The 17,778-nt window shown below is 65.1% G+C and carries 15 protein-coding genes; 11 read left to right on the top strand and 4 right to left on the bottom strand.

The features are described 5' to 3' along the window. The first annotated feature begins 4 nt into the window (after positions 1-4). Genes CV770_RS28095 through CV770_RS28080 form a run of 4 tightly spaced genes read left to right on the top strand, consistent with a single transcriptional unit; the run spans position 5 to position 3,237 of the window. Positions 5-838: a branched-chain amino acid ABC transporter permease gene (locus CV770_RS28095; RefSeq protein WP_240536472.1), complete on the top strand. Its 834-nt coding sequence runs from the start codon at positions 5-7 to the stop codon at positions 836-838. Beyond that, the gene (locus tag CV770_RS28090) at positions 838-1,821 is read left to right on the top strand and encodes a branched-chain amino acid ABC transporter permease (protein ID WP_104464687.1); all 984 of its coding nucleotides are present in this window, start codon (positions 838-840) and stop codon (positions 1,819-1,821) included. Before CV770_RS28095 ends, CV770_RS28090 begins: the two co-directional genes overlap by 1 nt. Then, complete coding sequence (locus CV770_RS28085) at positions 1,818-2,549, top strand: ABC transporter ATP-binding protein (protein WP_018315620.1); 732 nt, start codon at positions 1,818-1,820, stop codon at positions 2,547-2,549. The genes CV770_RS28090 and CV770_RS28085 overlap by 4 nt, the downstream gene beginning before the upstream one ends. Further along, complete coding sequence (locus tag CV770_RS28080) at positions 2,533-3,237, top strand: ABC transporter ATP-binding protein (RefSeq protein ID WP_028143388.1); 705 nt, start codon at positions 2,533-2,535, stop codon at positions 3,235-3,237. Before CV770_RS28085 ends, CV770_RS28080 begins: the two co-directional genes overlap by 17 nt. Positions 3,238-3,253: 16 nt before the next feature. Here CV770_RS28080 and CV770_RS28075 read toward each other — a convergent pair whose 3' ends face one another. Beyond that, a complete protein-coding gene (locus tag CV770_RS28075; RefSeq protein ID WP_104464686.1) occupies positions 3,254-3,655 on the bottom strand; it encodes a hypothetical protein in 402 nt (133 codons plus the stop codon). A gap of 234 nt (positions 3,656-3,889) precedes the next feature. After that, positions 3,890-4,576, bottom strand: coding sequence for a 3-oxo-tetronate 4-phosphate decarboxylase (otnC, locus tag CV770_RS28070; RefSeq protein ID WP_201760077.1), 687 nt, complete (start codon positions 4,574-4,576; stop codon positions 3,890-3,892). A 104-nt stretch (positions 4,577-4,680) separates the two neighbouring features. On the opposite strand from otnC, the gene ltnD reads away from it, so the two are divergent. From ltnD to CV770_RS28040, 6 genes are all read left to right on the top strand, one after another. Further along, entirely contained in the window at positions 4,681-5,598 is a 918-nt protein-coding gene (ltnD, locus tag CV770_RS28065) for an L-threonate dehydrogenase (RefSeq protein WP_018315624.1), read from the top strand. Between the two features lie 14 nt (positions 5,599-5,612). Beyond that, positions 5,613-6,395: a 2-oxo-tetronate isomerase gene (otnI, locus tag CV770_RS28060; RefSeq protein ID WP_091953525.1), complete on the top strand. Its 783-nt coding sequence runs from the start codon at positions 5,613-5,615 to the stop codon at positions 6,393-6,395. Then, positions 6,392-7,666, top strand: coding sequence for a 3-oxo-tetronate kinase (otnK, locus tag CV770_RS28055; RefSeq protein WP_104464684.1), 1,275 nt, complete (start codon positions 6,392-6,394; stop codon positions 7,664-7,666). The genes otnI and otnK overlap by 4 nt, the downstream gene beginning before the upstream one ends. 168 nt (positions 7,667-7,834) lie before the next feature. Next, a complete protein-coding gene (locus CV770_RS28050) occupies positions 7,835-9,526 on the top strand; it encodes a methyl-accepting chemotaxis protein (protein ID WP_104464683.1) in 1,692 nt (563 codons plus the stop codon). A gap of 282 nt (positions 9,527-9,808) precedes the next feature. Continuing rightward, positions 9,809-12,988, top strand: a complete 3,180-nt coding sequence (locus tag CV770_RS28045; protein WP_104464682.1) for an efflux RND transporter permease subunit — start codon at positions 9,809-9,811, stop codon at positions 12,986-12,988. Then, positions 12,975-14,171 (top strand): efflux RND transporter periplasmic adaptor subunit, encoded by a 1,197-nt coding sequence (locus CV770_RS28040; RefSeq protein WP_104464681.1) that lies wholly within the window; start codon positions 12,975-12,977, stop codon positions 14,169-14,171. Before CV770_RS28045 ends, CV770_RS28040 begins: the two co-directional genes overlap by 14 nt. A 123-nt stretch (positions 14,172-14,294) precedes the next feature. On the opposite strand, the gene CV770_RS28035 is transcribed toward CV770_RS28040, so the two are convergent. Continuing rightward, on the bottom strand, positions 14,295-15,803 hold the full coding sequence (locus tag CV770_RS28035; protein WP_104464680.1) for an acetyl-CoA acetyltransferase: 1,509 nt from the start codon (positions 15,801-15,803) through the stop codon (positions 14,295-14,297). A 187-nt stretch (positions 15,804-15,990) separates the two neighbouring features. Continuing rightward, the gene (locus tag CV770_RS28030) at positions 15,991-17,124 is read right to left on the bottom strand and encodes a nitronate monooxygenase (protein ID WP_104464679.1); all 1,134 of its coding nucleotides are present in this window, start codon (positions 17,122-17,124) and stop codon (positions 15,991-15,993) included. Between the two features lie 317 nt (positions 17,125-17,441). On the opposite strand from CV770_RS28030, the gene CV770_RS28025 reads away from it, so the two are divergent. Beyond that, the coding region (locus CV770_RS28025) for a glutathione S-transferase family protein (RefSeq protein WP_502693618.1) at positions 17,442-17,778 on the top strand (337 nt) is incomplete at its 3' end.

The following is a 17,778-nucleotide window of genomic DNA, read 5'->3' as shown; positions in this document are numbered from 1 at the left end:
TCTGATGGGCCTGCTGTACGGACTGATCGCGGTCGGCCTCGCGCTGATCTTCGGCCTGATGGACGTCACGAACTTCGCCCATGGCGAGTTCCTGATGATCGCGATGTACCTGTCCTTCTTCCTGTTCGCGTTCTTCGCGATCGACCCCTTGCTGTCGGCGCCGTTGGTCGCCGCGGCGCTCTTCATCTTCGGAGCGGTGGTCTACTTGCTCATTGTACGCTTCGCCATGCGGGCCAAGGCCAACGCCGGCATGGTGCAGATCTTCACCACCTTCGGCCTTGCCATCGTGATGCGGGGTCTGGCGCAGTTCTTCTTCACGCCTGATTATCGCAGCATTCCGCAATCCTGGCTCGGCGGCAAAACCATCTCGGTCGCCGGCATCTTCCTGCCGGAGCCGCAGCTGGTCGGCGCGCTGGTCTCGATCCTCGCCTTTGCCGGCCTCTACTTCTTCATCCATCGCACGGATTTCGGCCGCGCGCTGGAAGCCACCCGCGAAGATCCCGGAGCGGTCGCGCTGGTCGGCATCGACAAGAACCGCGTGTTCGCGTTCGGCTGGGGCCTTGGTGCCGCGCTGGTCGGTCTCGCCGGAGCGATCATGGCAAGCTTCTTCTATATCTATCCCGATGTCGGCGCGTCCTTTGCGCTGATCGCCTACGTCACGGTGGCGCTCGGCGGCTTCGGCAGCGTGTTCGGCGCCTTTGCGGGCGGCATCATCGTCGGCCTGGTCGAAGCGACCACCGCGCTGGTGCTGCCGCCCTCGCTGAAATCGGTCGGCATCTACGCGGTCTATCTGCTGGTCGTCTTCATCCGGCCGCGCGGCCTGTTCGGATCGATCTGATGGACAAGGATTTTGCAGCGCGGCGTCGCCGCGACCTCATCATCGCCGCGGTGCTCGCCGTGATTGCCGCGCTGACGCCGTTGTTCGTGAAGGACGTCGTCGTCCAGAACATCCTGATCCTGACGCTGATGTATGCGGGCCTGTCGCAGAGCTGGAACATCCTGTCCGGCTATTGCGGGCAGATCTCGCTCGGGCACGCGCTGTATTTCGGCCTGGGTGCCTACACCACCGAGCTGCTGTTCACGAAGTTCGGCGTGCTGCCCTGGTTCGGCATGCTGGCGGGCGGCGTGGTGTCGGCCCTGATCGCGATGGGGCTCGGTTATCCCTTCTTCCGCCTGCGCGGCCATTACTTCGTGATCGCCACCATCGTCATCGCCGAGATCGGCTTGCTTCTGTTCCACAACTGGGAATGGGCCGGCGCTGCGATGGGCATCACCATTCCAATCCGCGGCGACAGCTGGCTGAAATTCCAGTTCCTGCGCACCAAGCTGCCATACTTCTATTTCGCGCTGGCGCTGTGCTGCCTTGCCTGGTTCGTCACCTGGTGGCTGGAGAACTCCAAATGGGGATTCTGGTGGCGTGCGGTGAAGGACAATCCGGACGCGGCCGAGAGCCTCGGTGTCGACGTGTTCAATTCCAAGATGGGCGCGGCCGCCGTCTCCGCCTTCCTGGTCGCCGTGGGTGGCAGCTTCTACGCCCAGTTCGTCTCCTACATCGATCCTGAAAGCGTCATGGGCTTCCAGTTCTCGCTCTTGATGGCGCTGCCCGCCGTGCTCGGTGGCATCGGCACCCTGTGGGGGCCGGTGCTCGGCGCCGCCATTCTGATCCCGCTGACGGAGCTGACCCGCTTCAAGTTCGGTGGCTCCGGGCGCGGCGTCGACCTCATCGTCTACGGCACGCTGATCGTCCTGATCTCGCTGGCCTTGCCGCGGGGGCTGCTCAGCCTGTTCTCTCGCCCGAAGAAGAGGGGGGCCGCACGATGACCGCGCTTCTTGAAACCCGCGGCGTCTGGCAGCGGTTCGGCGGCCTCGTCGCCAACAGCGACGTCTCGATCTCGGTCGGCCGCGGCGAGATCGTCGGCCTGATCGGCCCGAACGGCGCGGGCAAGTCGACGCTGTTCAATCTCATCGCCGGGGTGCTGCCGCCGACGCAGGGCTCGATTCTATTCGACGGCGAGGACGTCACCCACATGCCGGCGGCCGAACGCTGCCAGCGCGGTGTCGGCCGCACCTTCCAGGTGGTCAAGAGTTTTGAGACCATGACGGTGATCGACAACGTCATCGTCGGCGCGCTGGTGCGCAACACCGTGATGCGCGAAGCCCGTCGCAAGGCGCATGAGGTCTTGGAGTTCACCGGCCTCGCTGCGCGCGCCGACGTGCTTGCCAGCGACCTCGTGCCGGCCGAGAAGCGCCGTCTCGAAGTCGCCCGTGCGCTCGCGACCGAGCCGAAGCTGCTGCTGCTCGACGAAGTCCTCACCGGCCTGACGCCGACCGAGGCGCAGACCGGTGTCGCGCTGGTGCGCAAGGTGCGCGATGCCGGCATCACCGTGTTGATGGTCGAGCATGTCATGGAGATCGTGATGCCCTTGGTCGACCGCGCCATCGTGCTCGATCTCGGCAAGGTGCTGGTCGAGGGCAAGCCCGCCGATGTCGTTCGCGATCCCAAGGTGATCAGCGCATATCTGGGAGATCGTCATGCTGTCGGTGCGTGAAGTCACGACCGCCTATCAGGGCCTGGTCGCGATCTCCGCGATCTCGATCGAGGTTCAGAAGGGTGAGATCGTCTGCGTTGCCGGCGCCAATGGCGCGGGCAAATCGACGCTGCTCAAATCCATCGCCGGCGCCGAGCGTCCGCGCTCGGGCACGGTGACCTTCGACGGCAAGCGCCTCGACGGCATGGCGCAGCACCACATCACCGCGACCGGCATTGCCTACGTGCCGGAGAATCGCCGTCTGTTCCCGCGCCTTTCGGTGCGCGACAATCTGCGTCTCGGCAGCTATCTCTACCGCGGTGACGCGAACCGCGAGGGACCGCTCGATCTCGTCTTCCAGCTGTTTCCCCGCCTGGCCGAGCGCCTGGAGCAGCGTGCCGAAACCCTCTCCGGCGGCGAGCAGCAGATGCTCGCGATCGGCCGCGCGTTGATGACGCGCCCGCGTCTGTTGATGCTGGACGAGCCCTCGCAGGGCATCATGCCGAAGCTGGTCGACGAGATTTTTCAGGCCGTGAAGCGCATCCGCGATGCCGGCATGACCGTGCTGATCGTCGAGCAGCGCATGGCCGAGTGTCTGGAGATTGCCGACCGCGCCTACATCCTGCAAACCGGCCGCGTGCTGATGCAGGGCCCCGCGGCGGAGATCAGGGGCAATCCGGATGTGAGGAAGGCGTATCTGGGGCTGTAGCCGCTCGCTACGATCCCTATCCTGATTGTTTCTTGTTCCGGTTCTTGCTTGCGCCGCGCAGCGTCGGCGCGGGTGCCGAGGGTTGCCCGAAGCCATTCATCTGAATGCAAGAGAGCAGGTCGACATAGCTTTCGATGCCACCGGCGGAGGCCTCGGTGTAGCATTGGATGCGAATTGTCTCCGGCGTTGTCGTCCAGATGGACCCGAGCTGTTGCTGTGCGGTCTGCTCGTCGCTCATGCAGGCCTCGTAGGACTGCGGCTCGGTCAGCGACTTGTCGATCTCCTGAGTTGCCTTGCAGTTGGCATCGACCTTGAGATCGGGGACGCCGCCGCGCCCGGACGTCTGGGCGTTTGCGGAAAGTGACAAGACAATAAAGCAGGCGGCAGAGAGGAAGGCGCAGGATACTTTGAAATCCATGACAATTCTCCCAGCGATCGATGAAACAACTCCTTCAGTCAATTACAGGGGGATCATGTGCTCGCGATCCCGGCAATGCAAATCAATTCCGGTCCGCTGGTCCCGCATATCGCTCCGCTCATGCGGGCTACTCCGTCGCCACACCCTGCGTCATTGCGAGCGTAGCAAAGCAATCCAGAGTCTTTCCGCGAGGGATTCTTGCCTCGTTGCGCTATGACGAGGTTAGAGCGGGGCTCAATCGTCGTGCCCATGCTCCGGCAGCGTCACTCCGAACACCTTCACCAGATCCGTCACCTGCTCCGGCGACAGATAACGCGGGTTCATCCCGCGCAGCAGCAGATACAACTTCGCCGTTTCCTCCAGCTCCTCCGTCGCGAACACCGCGGCTTCCAGCGTGTCGCCGGCAACGACCGGGCCGTGATTGGCGAGCAGCACCGATGAATATTTCCCCGCCAGGCCCTTGATCGCATCGGCGACCGCGGGATCGCCGGGGCGGTAGTACGGCACGAGCGCGGTGGCGCCGCATTTCATCAGATAATAGGCCGTCATCGGCGGCAGCGCGGCGCGCGGGTCAATCTCGGGCAGCATCGAGAGCGCGACCGAGTGTGTCGAATGCAGATGCACGATGGCGCGTGCACTGCCGCGCGTGTCATAGAGCGCGGTGTGCAGCGGAACTTCCTTGGTCGGGGCACCGCCCGACACCAGCCGGCCCTGCTCGTCGAGCCGCGACAGCCTCGCAGGATCGAGGAAACCGAGCGAGGCATTGGTCGGCGTCACCAGCCAGCCGCCGCCGTCCAGCCGAACGCTGATATTGCCGGAGGAGCCGGGCGTCAGCCCGCGCTCGAACAGGGACCGTCCGAAGCGGCAGATATCCTCGCGCAGCCTTGTCTCGTTGCTCGTTTCGGTTCTCATGGCCGTCATGCCCGCTTGTCTCACGCTTTGGCAGCGCGGCCAAGCCGTGTTATCGGTTCGCCGAGCCGCCGCAAAAGCCGGCCGCCCGGGAAACGTTCGCAAGGGTTAGTTGCATGTCCGCCTCCACGTCACAAAATCAGCGCATCGCGGTCATCGGGCTCGGCTCGATGGGGTTTGGCATGGCGACCTCGCTGAAGCGCGCCGGCCACGCCGTCACCGGTTGCGACGTTTCGGCCGAGGCGGTGGCGCGTTTCGTGAAGGATGGTGGTGCGGGTGCCAAAACGCCGGCCGAGGCGGCCAAGGGCGCGGACATCGTCGTCAGCGTCGTCGTCAATGCCGCGCAGACTGAAGCTGTCCTGTTCGGCAAGGATGGTGCCGCCGAGACCATGCCCGAAGGCAGCGTCTTCGTATCCTCCGCCACGATGGACCCCGACGTGGCGCGACGCCTTGCCAAGCAGCTTGAGGCGACCGGCCGGCATTATCTGGATGCACCGATTTCCGGCGGGGCGCAGCGCGCCGCGCAAGGCGAGCTGACGATTCTCGCCTCCGGCAGTCCCACAGCGTTTGCGAAGGCAAGGCCAGCGCTCGATGCCATGGCCGCGAAGCTCTACGAGCTCGGCGATGCCGCCGGCCAGGGCGCCGCCTTCAAGATGATCAACCAGCTGCTCGCCGGCGTGCACATCGCCGCCGCCTCGGAGGCGATGGCATTTGCCGCCAAGCAGGGCCTCGACATCCGCAAGGTCTATGAGGTGATCACGGCCTCGGCCGGCAATTCCTGGATGTTCGAGAACCGCATGCCGCACGTGCTGGACGGCGACTACACACCGCGCAGCGCGGTCGAGATTTTCGTGAAAGATCTCGGCATCATCCAGGATATGGCGCGGTCGGCAAGATTCCCCGTGCCTGTCTCCGCCGCCGCGCTCCAGATGTTCCTGATGACATCAGCCGCCGGCATGGGCCGGGACGACGACGCCTCGGTGGCGCGGATGTATGCGCAGGTCACCGGCGTCAAGCTGCCCGGCGACAAGTAACGAAGAGGACTCCAATGCCCCGTTTTGCCGCCAATCTCTCGATGATGTTCACCGAGGTGCCGTTCCTCGATCGCTTCGATGCCGCCGCATCAGCCGGCTTCACCGCGGTCGAGTTTCTCTTTCCCTATGAGCATCCCGCCGAGGCGGTCGGCGAGCGCCTCAAGCGCAACGGCCTGACCCAGGCGCTGTTCAACCTGCCGCCGGGCGACTGGAACGCCGGTGAGAAGGGCTTTGCGGCGCTCCCCTCGCGCTTCTCCGATCTCAAGGCGGGCCTGGAGACGGCGCTGCCTTACGCCAAGGCGACCGGCGTCAAGCGGCTGCACCTGATGGCCGGCATCGCCAACCGCGGCGAGCGCGTCGCGATCGAGGCATTCTACAAATCGGTGGCATGGGCTGCGGAGTTCTTCGCCCCGCACGGTATCGATATCGTGCTCGAGCCGATCAATGCGCGCAACGTGCCCGGCTACTTCCTCAACGATTTCGGCTTCGCGCGCGACCTGATCCAGGAGCTGAGGCTCCCGAACCTGAAGCTGCAATTCGACATCTATCACTGCCAAATCATTCATGGCGACGTGACAATGCGGCTGCGCGAGATGATGCCCATCATCGGCCACATCCAAATCGCCAGCATTCCGTCGCGCAACGAGCCCGACGGCGAGGAGCTGAACTATCCGTTCCTGTTCGAAGAGCTCGACCGCCTCGGCTATGCCGGCTTCGTCGGCTGCGAGTACAATCCGCGCGGCAAGACAACCGACGGTCTTGCCTGGTTCAAGCCTTACGCTGGAGTGAAGCCGTGACACTTGCGTTGGGCTGCATCGCCGACGACTACACCGGCGCTTCCGATCTCGCCAACACGCTGACACGCGCGGGCTTGCGCACCGTGCAGACCATCGGCGTCCCCGCGGACGATCTCGCACTGCCCGAGGTCGATGCCGTCGTGGTGTCGCTGAAGAGCCGCTCGATCGAGGCCGGCCTTGCCGTATCGCGTTCGCGTGCGGCGGATCAGTGGCTGCGCGGCCGCGGCGCGGGCCACGTGTTGTTCAAGATCTGCTCGACTTTCGATTCCACCGACGCCGGCAATATCGGCCCCGTGATGGACGCGCTGCGCGCCGACTGCGGCGAGGGTGCCGTGCTGGTGACTCCGGCCTTCCCGGAGACGGGCCGCACCGTCTACCAGGGCAACCTTTTCGTCGGCGCGGTGCCGTTGAATGAGAGTCCGTTGAAGGACCATCCGCTCAACCCGATGCATGATTCCAACCTGGTGCGCGTGCTGGCGCGCCAGAGCAGGACGCAGATCGGTCTCGTCGACCTCGCCACCGTCACCCGCGGCGCAGATGCCGTGCGGGCACGGCTGGCCGAGCTGGCGGGCAAGGGTATTGGCGCCGCCATCATCGACGCGGTCTTCGACCGCGACCTCGAGACCATCGGCCTCGTCGCCGCCGAACATCGGCTGTCGGTCGGCGCCTCCGGCATCGGCCTCGGGCTCGCGCGTGCGCTGGTGTCGACGGGTAAAGTCAAATCAGCCGGGGCGAACGGCGAGACCGGCACTGCCGTCGGCGGACCGGCGGCCTGCCTCGCCGGGAGCTGCTCTCAGGCAACGCTTCAGCAGATCGCCAACGCCGAACGGGTCATGCCGGTGCACCATCTCGATCCAGACCGTATCATTACGGGGGGCGGCGAAGCACAGCGCGCGCTGGATTGGGCGCGGCCGCGGCTTGCGGAGGGGCCGGTGCTGATCGCCTCGAGCGCGACGCCCGATCAGGTCGCCGCATTGCAGGCGCGCCACGGTCGCGACGCGGCCGGCCACGCGATCGAGCAGACCATGGCCGACATTGCAGAAAGCCTCGTAAAATCAGGCGTGCGGCGACTGATCGTCGCCGGCGGCGAGACTTCCGGTGCGGTGGTCGATCGGTTGAAGATCCCCGGATTTCTCGTGGGAGTGGAGATCGCGGCAGGTGTCCCGGTGCTGCATGCAGTGGGCGCGCAAGCCGACATGCTGCTCGCCCTGAAGTCCGGAAACTTCGGCGGCGCTGAATTTTTCTCCGACGCGCTTAGGCTCATGCGCTGAGCGCAGAGCATTTTTAGCGGCCTGTTCATCTCTTTCGGGCTCCGTACTCGTACGGAGTCGTAGTTAACATCTGCGCAGGTGCTCTGGTGTTGGATGTTGGTGCTGCTCCCTTTGGTTGATTCGTAAAACTTTCGGACGCGCACCGCGCCAGCACAAAGAGACCCGATTATGCTTGCCACCATTTCCATCCGCGCCAAGATCATCAGTGTCGTGGCGTTCCTGCTGGTCGCAATGGCCGGCATGGGTCTCCTGGCCGTCATGAAAATGCGGTCGATGAACGCCAACACCATCGACATCACCACGAGCTGGATGCCCAGCGTGCGGGTGCTCGGCGAGCTTCGGGCGAGCGTCATCACCTATCGCAACGTGGTCCGCCAGCACATGCTGTCCGAAACGCTGGACGAGAAGCTCGCCAACGAGAAAACGGCTGTGACAGTGATCGAGGCGCTGGCCAAGATTCGTAGTCGATATGAGACGATGATCACCTCGCCGGAGGAGCGGGCGCTCTACAACCAGTGGGCAAAACTCTGGGACGACTACAAGAAGGGCACCGAGGAGGTGATGGCGCTCTCGCGCAAGGAGGCCGGCAAGGTCCCGCACGATGCGCAGGAGCTGAACACCAAGACGGTCAACAAGATCGGTCTTGCCTCGGATGAGGTCCTGATGAAGGACATCGAGCTCAACACCAAGGGCGGCGACCAGGCGGCTCAGGATGCTGCGGACAGCTATTCCTATGCTTTCATGCTGGTCTCGATCATTCTCGGCGCCGCCGTCATCATCGGCATCGGCATCGGCTTCTATCTCGTCCAGGACGTTTCGAAGGGCATCAACTCGATCATCGAGCCGATGCAGGCGCTGGGCAAGGGCGACCTCTCCGCCGAAGTCCCGCACCGGGGCGAGAAGACCGAGATCGGCGCCATGGCCGACGTGCTCCAGATCTTCAAGGAGGCGCTGATCGCCAAGAAGGCCGCCGACGAGGCTGCGGCCACGGATGCCGAAGCCAAGATCGAGCGCGGCCGCCGCGTCGACAACATCACCCGCGAATTCGAAACCATGATCGGCGAGATCGTCCAGACCGTGTCGTCGGCCTCAACCCAGTTGGAGGCCTCCGCCTCGACGCTGACCTCGACCGCCGACCGTTCCCAGAGGCTGGCGACCACCGTTGCCAGCGCTTCGGAGGAAGCCTCGACCAACGTGCAGTCGGTGGCCTCGGCCACCGAGGAGATGGCTTCGTCGGTCGGCGAGATCAGCCGTCAGGTGCAGGAATCGGCGCGGATGGCGGGCGATGCCGTCGGCCAGGCCCGTGCCACCACCGAGCGGGTCAGCGAGCTTTCCAAGGCGGCGTCCCGCATCGGCGATGTCGTCGAGCTGATCAACACCATCGCCGGTCAGACCAACCTGCTGGCGCTGAACGCCACTATCGAGGCAGCACGTGCCGGTGAAGCCGGCCGCGGCTTCGCCGTTGTGGCCTCGGAGGTGAAGGCGCTCGCCGAGCAGACCGCGAAGGCGACCGGCGAGATCGGCCAGCAGATCTCCGGCATCCAGGCGGCGACCAACGACTCCGTTGGTGCCATCAAGGAGATCTCCTCGACCATCGAGCGTCTCTCGGAAATCTCGTCGGCGATTGCAGCGGCGGTGGAAGAGCAGGGCGCGGCGACCCAGGAGATCGCCCGCAACGTGCAGCAGGCCGCGCAAGGCACCCAGCAGGTCTCCTCCAACATCACCGACGTGCAGCGCGGCGCGACCGAGACCGGCACGGCCTCCTCACAGGTGCTGTCGGCGGCGCAAATGCTGTCGAACGACTCGGGCCGGCTGAAGAATGAGGTCAGCAAGTTCCTGACCAGCGTCCGCGCGGCGTAAATCCTTGCGCGACCTGTTTATCGAACGACAAGCGGCGCCAAAAGGCGCCGCTCGTTTTGTTTGACCTGTGGCATCATCGAAATCGGCATGTTCCTGAACTTGTCCGCGCCGCATGGGCCCGGCCGCATGGCTGTGATGTCGATTTCGCAGTGCAGTAGCAGGGAAGTGAATGCAGGATAGTTCTGGTTATTAGCGTTTCCGGCGGTGCTCGGGTAAAGGGAAACGGGGGATCGCCGTGGGGGCAGATTCCGTATTCTCATCTGACCCGGATTTGCCTGGCGCATGATTGCTCTGGTCCGTATTGCCCTGAGCCGGCCCTATACGTTCGTCGTGCTGGCGCTCCTGCTGCTGATCATCGGACCGCTCGCGGCGCTGCGGACCCCGACCGACATCTTTCCGGACATCCGCATTCCCGTGATCGGCGTGGTCTGGCAGTACACCGGCCTGCCGCCGGACCAGATGTCCGGCCGCATCACCACGCCGTTCCAGCGCGCGCTGACGACCACGGTCAACGACATCGAGCACATCACGGCCAACTCCTATAACGGCTTTGGCATCATCAAGATCTTCTTCCAGCCCAACGTCGACATCCGCACCGCCAACGCGCAGGTCACCGCGATCTCGCAGACGCTGATCAAGCAGATGCCGCCGGGCGCGACGCCGCCCTTGATCCTGAACTACTCGGCCTCCACCGTGCCGATCATCCAGGTGGCGCTGTCGGGCGACGGGCTCACCGAGCAGAACCTCGCCGACATCGGCATCAACAATCTGCGCACGCCGCTAGTCACCGTGCCCGGCGCAGCGATCCCCTATCCGTTCGGCGGCAAGCAGCGCCAGGTCCAGATCGACCTCGATCCCACCGCGCTGCAGGCTCGCGGCCTGTCCGGCCAGGACGTCGCCAACGCGCTCGCCGCCCAGAATCTGATCACCCCGGTCGGCACGCAGAAGATCGGCCAGTTCGAATACAACATCCAGCTCAACAACTCGCCGCTCAGGATCGACGAGCTCGGCAACCTCCCGATCAAGACGGTCAACGGCGCGATGGTCTATGTGCGCGACGTCGCCACCGTGCGTGACGGCAATCCGCCGCAGACCAACATCGTCCATGTCGACGGCAATCGCTCGGTGCTGATGATGGTGCTGAAGGCGGGCGCGACCTCGACGCTCGATATCATCGCCGGCATCAAGCAGAAGGTCATCGACGTCAAGGACCAGCTCCCCGACGCGCTGAAGATCGGCTTCATCGGCGACCAGTCGGTGTTCGTCCGCGGCGCGATTCAAGGCGTCGCGGTCGAGGGCGTGATCGCGGCGCTGCTCACCAGCGTCATGATCCTGCTGTTCCTCGGCAGCTGGCGCTCGACCATCATCATCGCAGTCTCGATCCCGCTGTCGGTGCTGGGCGCCATCATCATGCTGTCGGCGATCGGCGAGACGCTCAACATCATGACGCTCGGGGGTCTTGCGCTCGCGGTCGGCATCCTGGTCGACGACGCTACCGTCACGATCGAGAACATCAATTACCATCTGGAGCAAGGCAAGCCGGTCGAGCAGTCGATCCTCGACGGCGCCAACCAGATCGTGACGCCGGCCTTCGTGTCGCTGCTCTGCATCTGCATCGTGTTCGTGCCGATGTTCTTCCTCTCGGGCGTCGCGCGCTTCCTGTTCGTGCCGATGGCGGAAGCGGTGATGTTCGCGATGATCTGGTCGTTCATCCTGTCGCGCACGCTGGTGCCGACCATGGCGAACTATTTGTTGCAGGCGCATGTCCATCACGAAGGCGGGCCGCCGAAATCGCGCAATCCGCTCGTCTGGTTTCAGCGCGGCTTCGAGGCACGGTTCGAGCGCATCCGCGGCGGCTACCATGGCTTCCTCGGGCTGGCGCTGGCGCACCGCGCGGTGTTCGTGATCGGCTTTATCTGTGTGGTCGGCGTATCCTTCGCGCTGGTGCCGTTCCTCGGTCGCAATTTCTTTCCCGCAGTCGACGCCGGCAACATCCTGATGCATGTCCGCACCCAGGTCGGCACCCGCGTCGAGGAGACCGCCAACCAGCTCGCCGACGTGCAGAAGGCGGTGCGCAAGCTGATCCCGGGCGAGATCGAGACCATGACCGACAACATCGGCATGCCGATCTCCGGCATCAACATGACCTACAACAACACCGGCGTGATCGGCCCGCAGGACGGCGACATCCAGATCAAGCTCAGGGAAGGTCACAAGCCAACCGAAGAGCATGTGCGTGTGCTGCGTGAGCAATTGCCACGGCTGTTCCCCGGCGTCAGCTTCGCTTTCCTCCCGGCTGACATCGTCAGCCAGATCCTGAACTTCGGCGCGCCGGCGCCGATCGACCTGCAGATCCGCGGCGCCAATCTCGCCGCCAACTTCGCCTATGCCAACAGCCTGCTGGCCAAGGTGCGCAAGATTCCGGGCGTTGCCGATGCCCGCATCCAGCAATCGCCGAACGCGCCGACCTTCAACATCGATGTGGACCGCACCCGCGCGCAATATGTCGGCTTGACCGAGCGCGACGTCACCAACAGCCTCGTGGTCAATCTCGCCGGCTCCTCGCAGGTGGCGCCGACCTACTATCTCAACCCCGACAACGGCGTGTCCTATTCGATCGTGATGCAGACGCCGCAATACCAGATCGACTCGCTCAGCGCGCTGCAGACGCTGCCGATCACCGCGGCCGGCAATGCGCAGTCGCCGATCCTCGGCGGCATCGCAGACATCAAGCGCTCGGCCTCGAGTGCGGTGGTCTCGCAATACGATATCCAGTCCATGGTGCAGATCTTTGCGACGACCTCGGGCCGCGATCTCGGCGCGGTCTCCGCCGATATCCGAAAGGTGATCGCCGATACCGCCAAGGAGGTGCCGAAGGGCTCCTCCGTGGTGCTGCTCGGGCAGGTGCAGACCATGAACAGCGCCTTCACCGGCCTCTTGTTCGGCCTGCTCGGTGCCGTCGTGCTGATCTATTTCCTGATCGTCGTGAACTTCCAGTCCTGGTCCGATCCGTTCGTGATCATCACGGCTCTGCCGGCCGCGCTCGCCGGCATCGTCTGGATGCTGTTCGCGACCGGGACCACGCTGTCGGTCCCCGCGCTCACCGGCGCCATCATGTGCATGGGCGTTGCCACCGCCAACAGCGTGCTGGTGATCTCCTTCGCGCGCGAGCGCTACGAGGAACTCGGCGATCCCGTCGCCGCGGCGCTCGAAGCCGGCTTCGTCCGGTTCCGCCCGGTGCTGATGACTGCGCTCGCCATGATCATCGGCATGGCGCCGATGGCGCTGGGGCTGGGCGAGGGCGGCGAGCAGAATGCGCCGCTCGGCCGCGCCGTGATCGGCGGCCTGATCTTTGCAACCTTCGCCACGCTGATGTTTGTTCCCGTGGTGTTCAGCATGGTACACAAGAAGCAAGGCGGCAAAGCCGCCGCCCCATTGGAGACCCCGCATGTCGCCCACTGAACCCCGCTCCCCGGTCTCGCACCGGAAACTGGGCATCTTCGGCGTGGTGGCGCTGATCGCGGCCGGCCTCGTCGTCGGCACCGGCATCCGCGCGCGCGAGGAGCAGGGCTCCAGGCTGAAGGAATGGACCGACGATCAGGCCGTTCCCAGCGTCGCGGTGACCCAGCCCAGCGCCAAGGCGCTCAACGCCACCATCGATCTGCCGGGCCGGCTGGAAGCCTATTATCGCGCCCCGATTTTCGCGCGCGTGTCGGGCTATCTGAAGAGCTGGAGCGCCGATATCGGTGCTCGCGTCAAGGCCGGACAGGCGATCGCCGAGATCGAGGCGCCGGACCTCGATCAGCAACTGCTTCAGGCGAGAGCCGACCTCGCCAGCCAGCAGGCCAGTGCCCGGTTGTCGGAAGCAACGCTGAACCGGCGCAAGACGCTGGTCGCCTCCAACTTCGTCTCGGCGCAGGAGATCGACGAGCGCACTGCAGATCTCTCCAACAAGAATGCCGCCGTCAATTCGGGCAAGGCCAATGTCGAGCGGCTGGAAGCGCTGGCCGGCTACAAGAAGATCACCGCGCCGTTCGACGGTGTCGTCACCGCGCGCGACACCGATGTCGGAGCGCTGATCAATGCCGGTGGCGGCTCGGGCCCGGCGATGTTCGTGATCTCCGACATCACCAAGCTGCGCGTCTATGTCAACGTGCCCCAGAACTACGTGCCGGCGATCAAGATCGGCGCCAAGGCGACGATCGCGCTGCCGGAATACCCGAACCGGACCTTCCAGGCGACGGTGGAGGCGTCCTCGCAGGCCGTCGACGTCGCCTCCGGCACCACGCGCATGCAGCTCGGGCTCGACAATTCGAACGGAGAGCTGATGCCCGGCGGCTATGCCAGCGTGAAGCTCAACCTCCAGCGCGATTCCGCGCCGCTCAGCATCCCCGCCAGCGCGCTGATCTTCAACAGCAGTGGCCTGCGGGTGGCGACGGTCGGGACTGATGACAAGGTCCTGTTCAAGCCGGTGACCATCGCCCGTGATCTCGGCCGCGAGATCGAGCTGGCCTCGGGCATTACAGCGGATGATCGCGTCATCACGGCGCCGCCGGATGGCCTCTCCGACGGCGATGCAGTGCGCGTGGTTGGCGCCAAGGCCAAGCCGGCGACGGCGTCGGAGAACCAGGCGCCGAAGGGGTAGGGCGGTCTCGTGCCCCGGACGCAGCTCTCGTAGGGTGGGCAAAGGCGCTCTTGCGCCGCGCCCACCAATCTTCTTGATTACATGAAGACGGTGGGCACGCTCCGCTTTGCCTACCCTACGAGATCACGCCACCCGCCACTCCGGCACGCCGTCCCCCGCCATCTTGATCTCGCCGAGCGAGCCAATCGGCGTGCGATCCATGTCGAGCAAGTGTCCCAACGTCGCGCTATCGCTCGCCGGCACTCGCGCCAGCGTGCGCCTATCATCTTCCGTCCGCAGCATCACCACGCCGTGCTCGGCATCACCGCCGCGGCCGTAGAGCACCGTAAAGCTCTCGACCTTGCCCTTGCCCGAGGCGTCAGTCACGAACTCCGGCACCGCGCGCTTGCTGCGGTCGGCCTCGCCCTGCACACTCGTTTCCTGCGCCAGCGCCTCACCCGGCGGCGCCTTCGCCACCACCAGTGCGTGATGCTTGGTGACGAAACCGCCCTGGCCATAGAGCAGTCCAAGCTTTGCGCCGTCACGCACACGCCGCACCATCGCGCAGGCAGCATGCGTCATGTAGGTGTTGAGTGGGGCGCCGAAGAAGGTGAGGCCGCCGGTCACGGTCGGCTGCACGTCGGCGGAAAGGCCGAGCGTCCGCCGCGCCATCTTGGGCACGCAGGGGAAGCAGCTATAGAGCTCGATGGCGTCGAAGCGTTTGCCGTCGCCGCCGGCAAGGTCCATCGCCGCTTTCAGCACCGCGTTCTGCGGATGGCTCTCGTAGAACTGGTCGCGCAACAGATAATCGCGCGGCGCTTCCGCCGAGGCGCCGCCGAGCGGATAGACCAGCTTGCTCTCCGCGATACCGAGCGCACGCGCCTTGGCGAGGCTGGTGAGCAGTAGCGCACCGCCCATGTTGACGCTGGGGTTGGCGACCATCAGCTTGTTATAGGGCCAGGCGATCAGCCGATTGTCCGCGGTCGGCATCGTGATCTCGTCGGGCGCATAACGCCGCTTCAGCCAGGCATTGGGATTTTGCGCGGCGGCTTCCGAATAGCGCGACCACAGCGTGCCTGATTCTGCCATCGCCTCGCGCGGCGTCTGGCCCCAATGCGCGGAGGAAGCGGCCTCGTAGAACGGATAGACCGTGACGGGGCGGAACACGCCGAGCTTCACCGCCAGCGGCTTCTGGAATGCCGCGCCGCGCTTGGACTCCTCGACATCATGGGCGAACGGCGTCCACGGCAATTTGGCGCCAGCGCGCTCCGCCTTGGTTGCAGTCGACTGCGCCTCGGCACCGCAGACCGCGGCCACTGTGCATTCGCCGCGTGCGATGCGCTTGGCCGCTTCGTGGATGTAGCGGATCGGGCTCTCGCCGCCGACCGGGCCGTAATAGCAATGCGCGGGCGTGATGCCGAGCCGCTGCGCCAACAGCTTCTCCGGATCGCGGTAGCGCCAGCTCAGGAAGTTGACGACGTCGAGCGACTGCACCTCGCCGAGCAACTTTGCGCCGGCATCAGCCTCCGCGCGCCGTAGCGCTTGTTCCAGCAGGTCGAGCGGCTCGAGGCCCTCGGTGATCTCCTTGGGGCGGTCAACGATCTCGCCGATGCCGACGATGACGGGGATGCGATCTTCGGGGGTATTGGTCATGTCTTCTTGCTTTTCATTTTAAATCTTGGGGCACGCCGTCGTCCTTCGAGGGCCGCTGAAGAAGCGGCCACCTCAGGATGACGGCTACGGATACAGCGTCATCCTGAGGTGCGAGTGGCACGATGCGCTAGCATCGCGCCGCGAGCCTCGAAGGATGGGCCACGAGCAACATGCCGGCCAAGAGCAATCACTCCGCCACCAGCGCATTCATGTGCTCGACGGCTTCGGCGAAATCTTCCTTGAACTCCTGCACCACCGCGCCCGCCGACTTCACGCTGTCGACCAGCCCGACGCCCTGGCCGACGAAATAGCTGACGAGATCGCGCGCCTTGGCGTTGCCGCCCGCCGCCGCGCGGTCGATCGAGTTGAAGGCGTCGCGGCTGACGATGCTTTGCAGCGGCATCGGCAGTGCGCCGGGGCTGTCCGGCGCGCGATCCCAGGCATCGGTCCACACCGAGCGGAGCTGCCGCGCCGGCTTGCCGGTGCGGCCTTTCGAGCGAACTGCATCACGGGAGGATGCCGCGATCATCTTCTCGCGAAAGATCTCCGTGGTCTCGGCTTCCACCGTCGCAAGCCACACCGAACCGGTCCAGGCGCCGGCAGCGCCCATCGCCATGCACGCCGCCATCTGCCGCCCCGTCATGATGCCGCCGGCGGCCAGCACCGGCACGTCGCGGATGGGCTTGATCGCCTTGATCACCTCGGGCACCAGCACCATCGTCGAGACCTCGCCGCAATGGCCGCCGGCTTCGGTGCCCTGCACCACGAGAATGTCGACACCAGCGGCGACCTGGCGCAGCGCGTGCTCCTTGGCGCCGACCAGCGCTGCGACCGGCACGCCGTGCTTCTTGCCCATCTCGATCATCGCCTTCGGCGGCACGCCAAGTGCATTGGCGATCAGGCGGATCGGATGATTGAAGGACACCTCGAGCAGCGCCAGCGCCGTCTTTCCATCGAACGGCTGCGGCCGATCGGCCGCGACCTCCGTGGTCGTCAGCTCGATGTCGTACTTCTTCAGCAGCTCGCGCGTGTAGGTGCGGTGCTCCTGCGGCACCCGCGCTTCAAGGCTCTTCCAGGTGACGTCCTTCTCGCCCGCGGTCGAGATGTTTTCGGGGATCAGCACGTCAATGCCGTAGGGCTTGCCGTCGACGTGATCGTCGATCCATTTCAGCTCGCGTTCGAGCGTATCGGGCGTGTGCACGGTGGCGCCGAGCACACCGAAGCCGCCGGCGCGGCTGACGGCGGCGACGACGTCGCGGCAATGGCTGAAGGCCAGCAGCGGGAATTCTATGCCCAGCATGTCGCAGATCGGCGATTTCATGGCTCTCTCTCCCGGCGGTCTTCGCGTTCTCGTTGCTTTCGCGCGCGAAGCAAGGTGACGCTAGCCGATCGTCACCGGCGATGACAGGCCGGATTCGGCGAGGCATCTTGTGTGTAGACGTCGCGCTCCTACCCGAAGGCCGCGGCGTCCCAGTTGACGCCGTCATTCCGGGCTCGCCCTGCGGGCGCCGGATGACGGGAGAAGCTTGCCATGACGAAACGGTGAGACGCCCCGCCCGGCAATGCAACTCGGAGGGCTTGTCATCGGCCATTCGCGGGCTAATTAATGCAGGCGCATCTTTCCGCCGGAGCCCTCGCATGACCGACACCCCCGCCTACGTGCCGCCCAAAGTCTGGACCTGGAACAAGGAAAATGGCGGGCAGTTCGCCAGCATCAACCGCCCGATCGCCGGTCCCACCCACGACAAGGAGCTGCCGGTCGGCAAGCATCCCTTCCAGCTCTATTCGCTGGCGACGCCGAACGGGGTGAAGGTCACGGTGATGCTGGAGGAACTTCTGGCGCTCGGCCACAAGGGGGCCGAATACGACGCCTGGCTGATCAGAATTGGAAACGGCGACCAGTTCGGCAGCGGCTTCGTCGACATCAACCCGAACTCCAAGATCCCCGCGCTGATGGACCGCTCCGGACCGGAGC

The sequence above is a fragment of the Bradyrhizobium sp. AC87j1 genome (assembly GCF_002936975.1).
Classification (GTDB): domain Bacteria; phylum Pseudomonadota; class Alphaproteobacteria; order Rhizobiales; family Xanthobacteraceae; genus Bradyrhizobium; species Bradyrhizobium shewense.
Note: the sequence above shows the minus strand (reverse complement) of the source record. Positions and strands in the feature narration are given on the sequence as shown.

What these genes read in the sequence shown, in the direction of transcription:
- CV770_RS28075 (WP_104464686.1), bottom strand. Translation starts at nt 3,655, where the DNA reads ATGGATTTCAAAGTATCCTGCGCCTTCCTCTCTGCCGCCTGCTTTATT.
- CV770_RS28040 (WP_104464681.1), top strand. Translation starts at nt 12,975, where the DNA reads ATGTCGCCCACTGAACCCCGCTCCCCGGTCTCGCACCGGAAACTGGGC.
- ltnD (WP_018315624.1), top strand. Translation starts at nt 4,681, where the DNA reads ATGTCCGCCTCCACGTCACAAAATCAGCGCATCGCGGTCATCGGGCTC.
- CV770_RS28080 (WP_028143388.1), top strand. Translation starts at nt 2,533, where the DNA reads ATGCTGTCGGTGCGTGAAGTCACGACCGCCTATCAGGGCCTGGTCGCG.
- CV770_RS28045 (WP_104464682.1), top strand. Translation starts at nt 9,809, where the DNA reads ATGATTGCTCTGGTCCGTATTGCCCTGAGCCGGCCCTATACGTTCGTC.
- CV770_RS28095 (WP_240536472.1), top strand. Translation starts at nt 5, where the DNA reads ATGGGCCTGCTGTACGGACTGATCGCGGTCGGCCTCGCGCTGATCTTC.
- CV770_RS28085 (WP_018315620.1), top strand. Translation starts at nt 1,818, where the DNA reads ATGACCGCGCTTCTTGAAACCCGCGGCGTCTGGCAGCGGTTCGGCGGC.
- CV770_RS28030 (WP_104464679.1), bottom strand. Translation starts at nt 17,124, where the DNA reads ATGAAATCGCCGATCTGCGACATGCTGGGCATAGAATTCCCGCTGCTG.
- otnI (WP_091953525.1), top strand. Translation starts at nt 5,613, where the DNA reads ATGCCCCGTTTTGCCGCCAATCTCTCGATGATGTTCACCGAGGTGCCG.
- CV770_RS28050 (WP_104464683.1), top strand. Translation starts at nt 7,835, where the DNA reads ATGCTTGCCACCATTTCCATCCGCGCCAAGATCATCAGTGTCGTGGCG.
- otnC (WP_201760077.1), bottom strand. Translation starts at nt 4,576, where the DNA reads ATGACGGCCATGAGAACCGAAACGAGCAACGAGACAAGGCTGCGCGAG.
- CV770_RS28035 (WP_104464680.1), bottom strand. Translation starts at nt 15,803, where the DNA reads ATGACCAATACCCCCGAAGATCGCATCCCCGTCATCGTCGGCATCGGC.
- CV770_RS28090 (WP_104464687.1), top strand. Translation starts at nt 838, where the DNA reads ATGGACAAGGATTTTGCAGCGCGGCGTCGCCGCGACCTCATCATCGCC.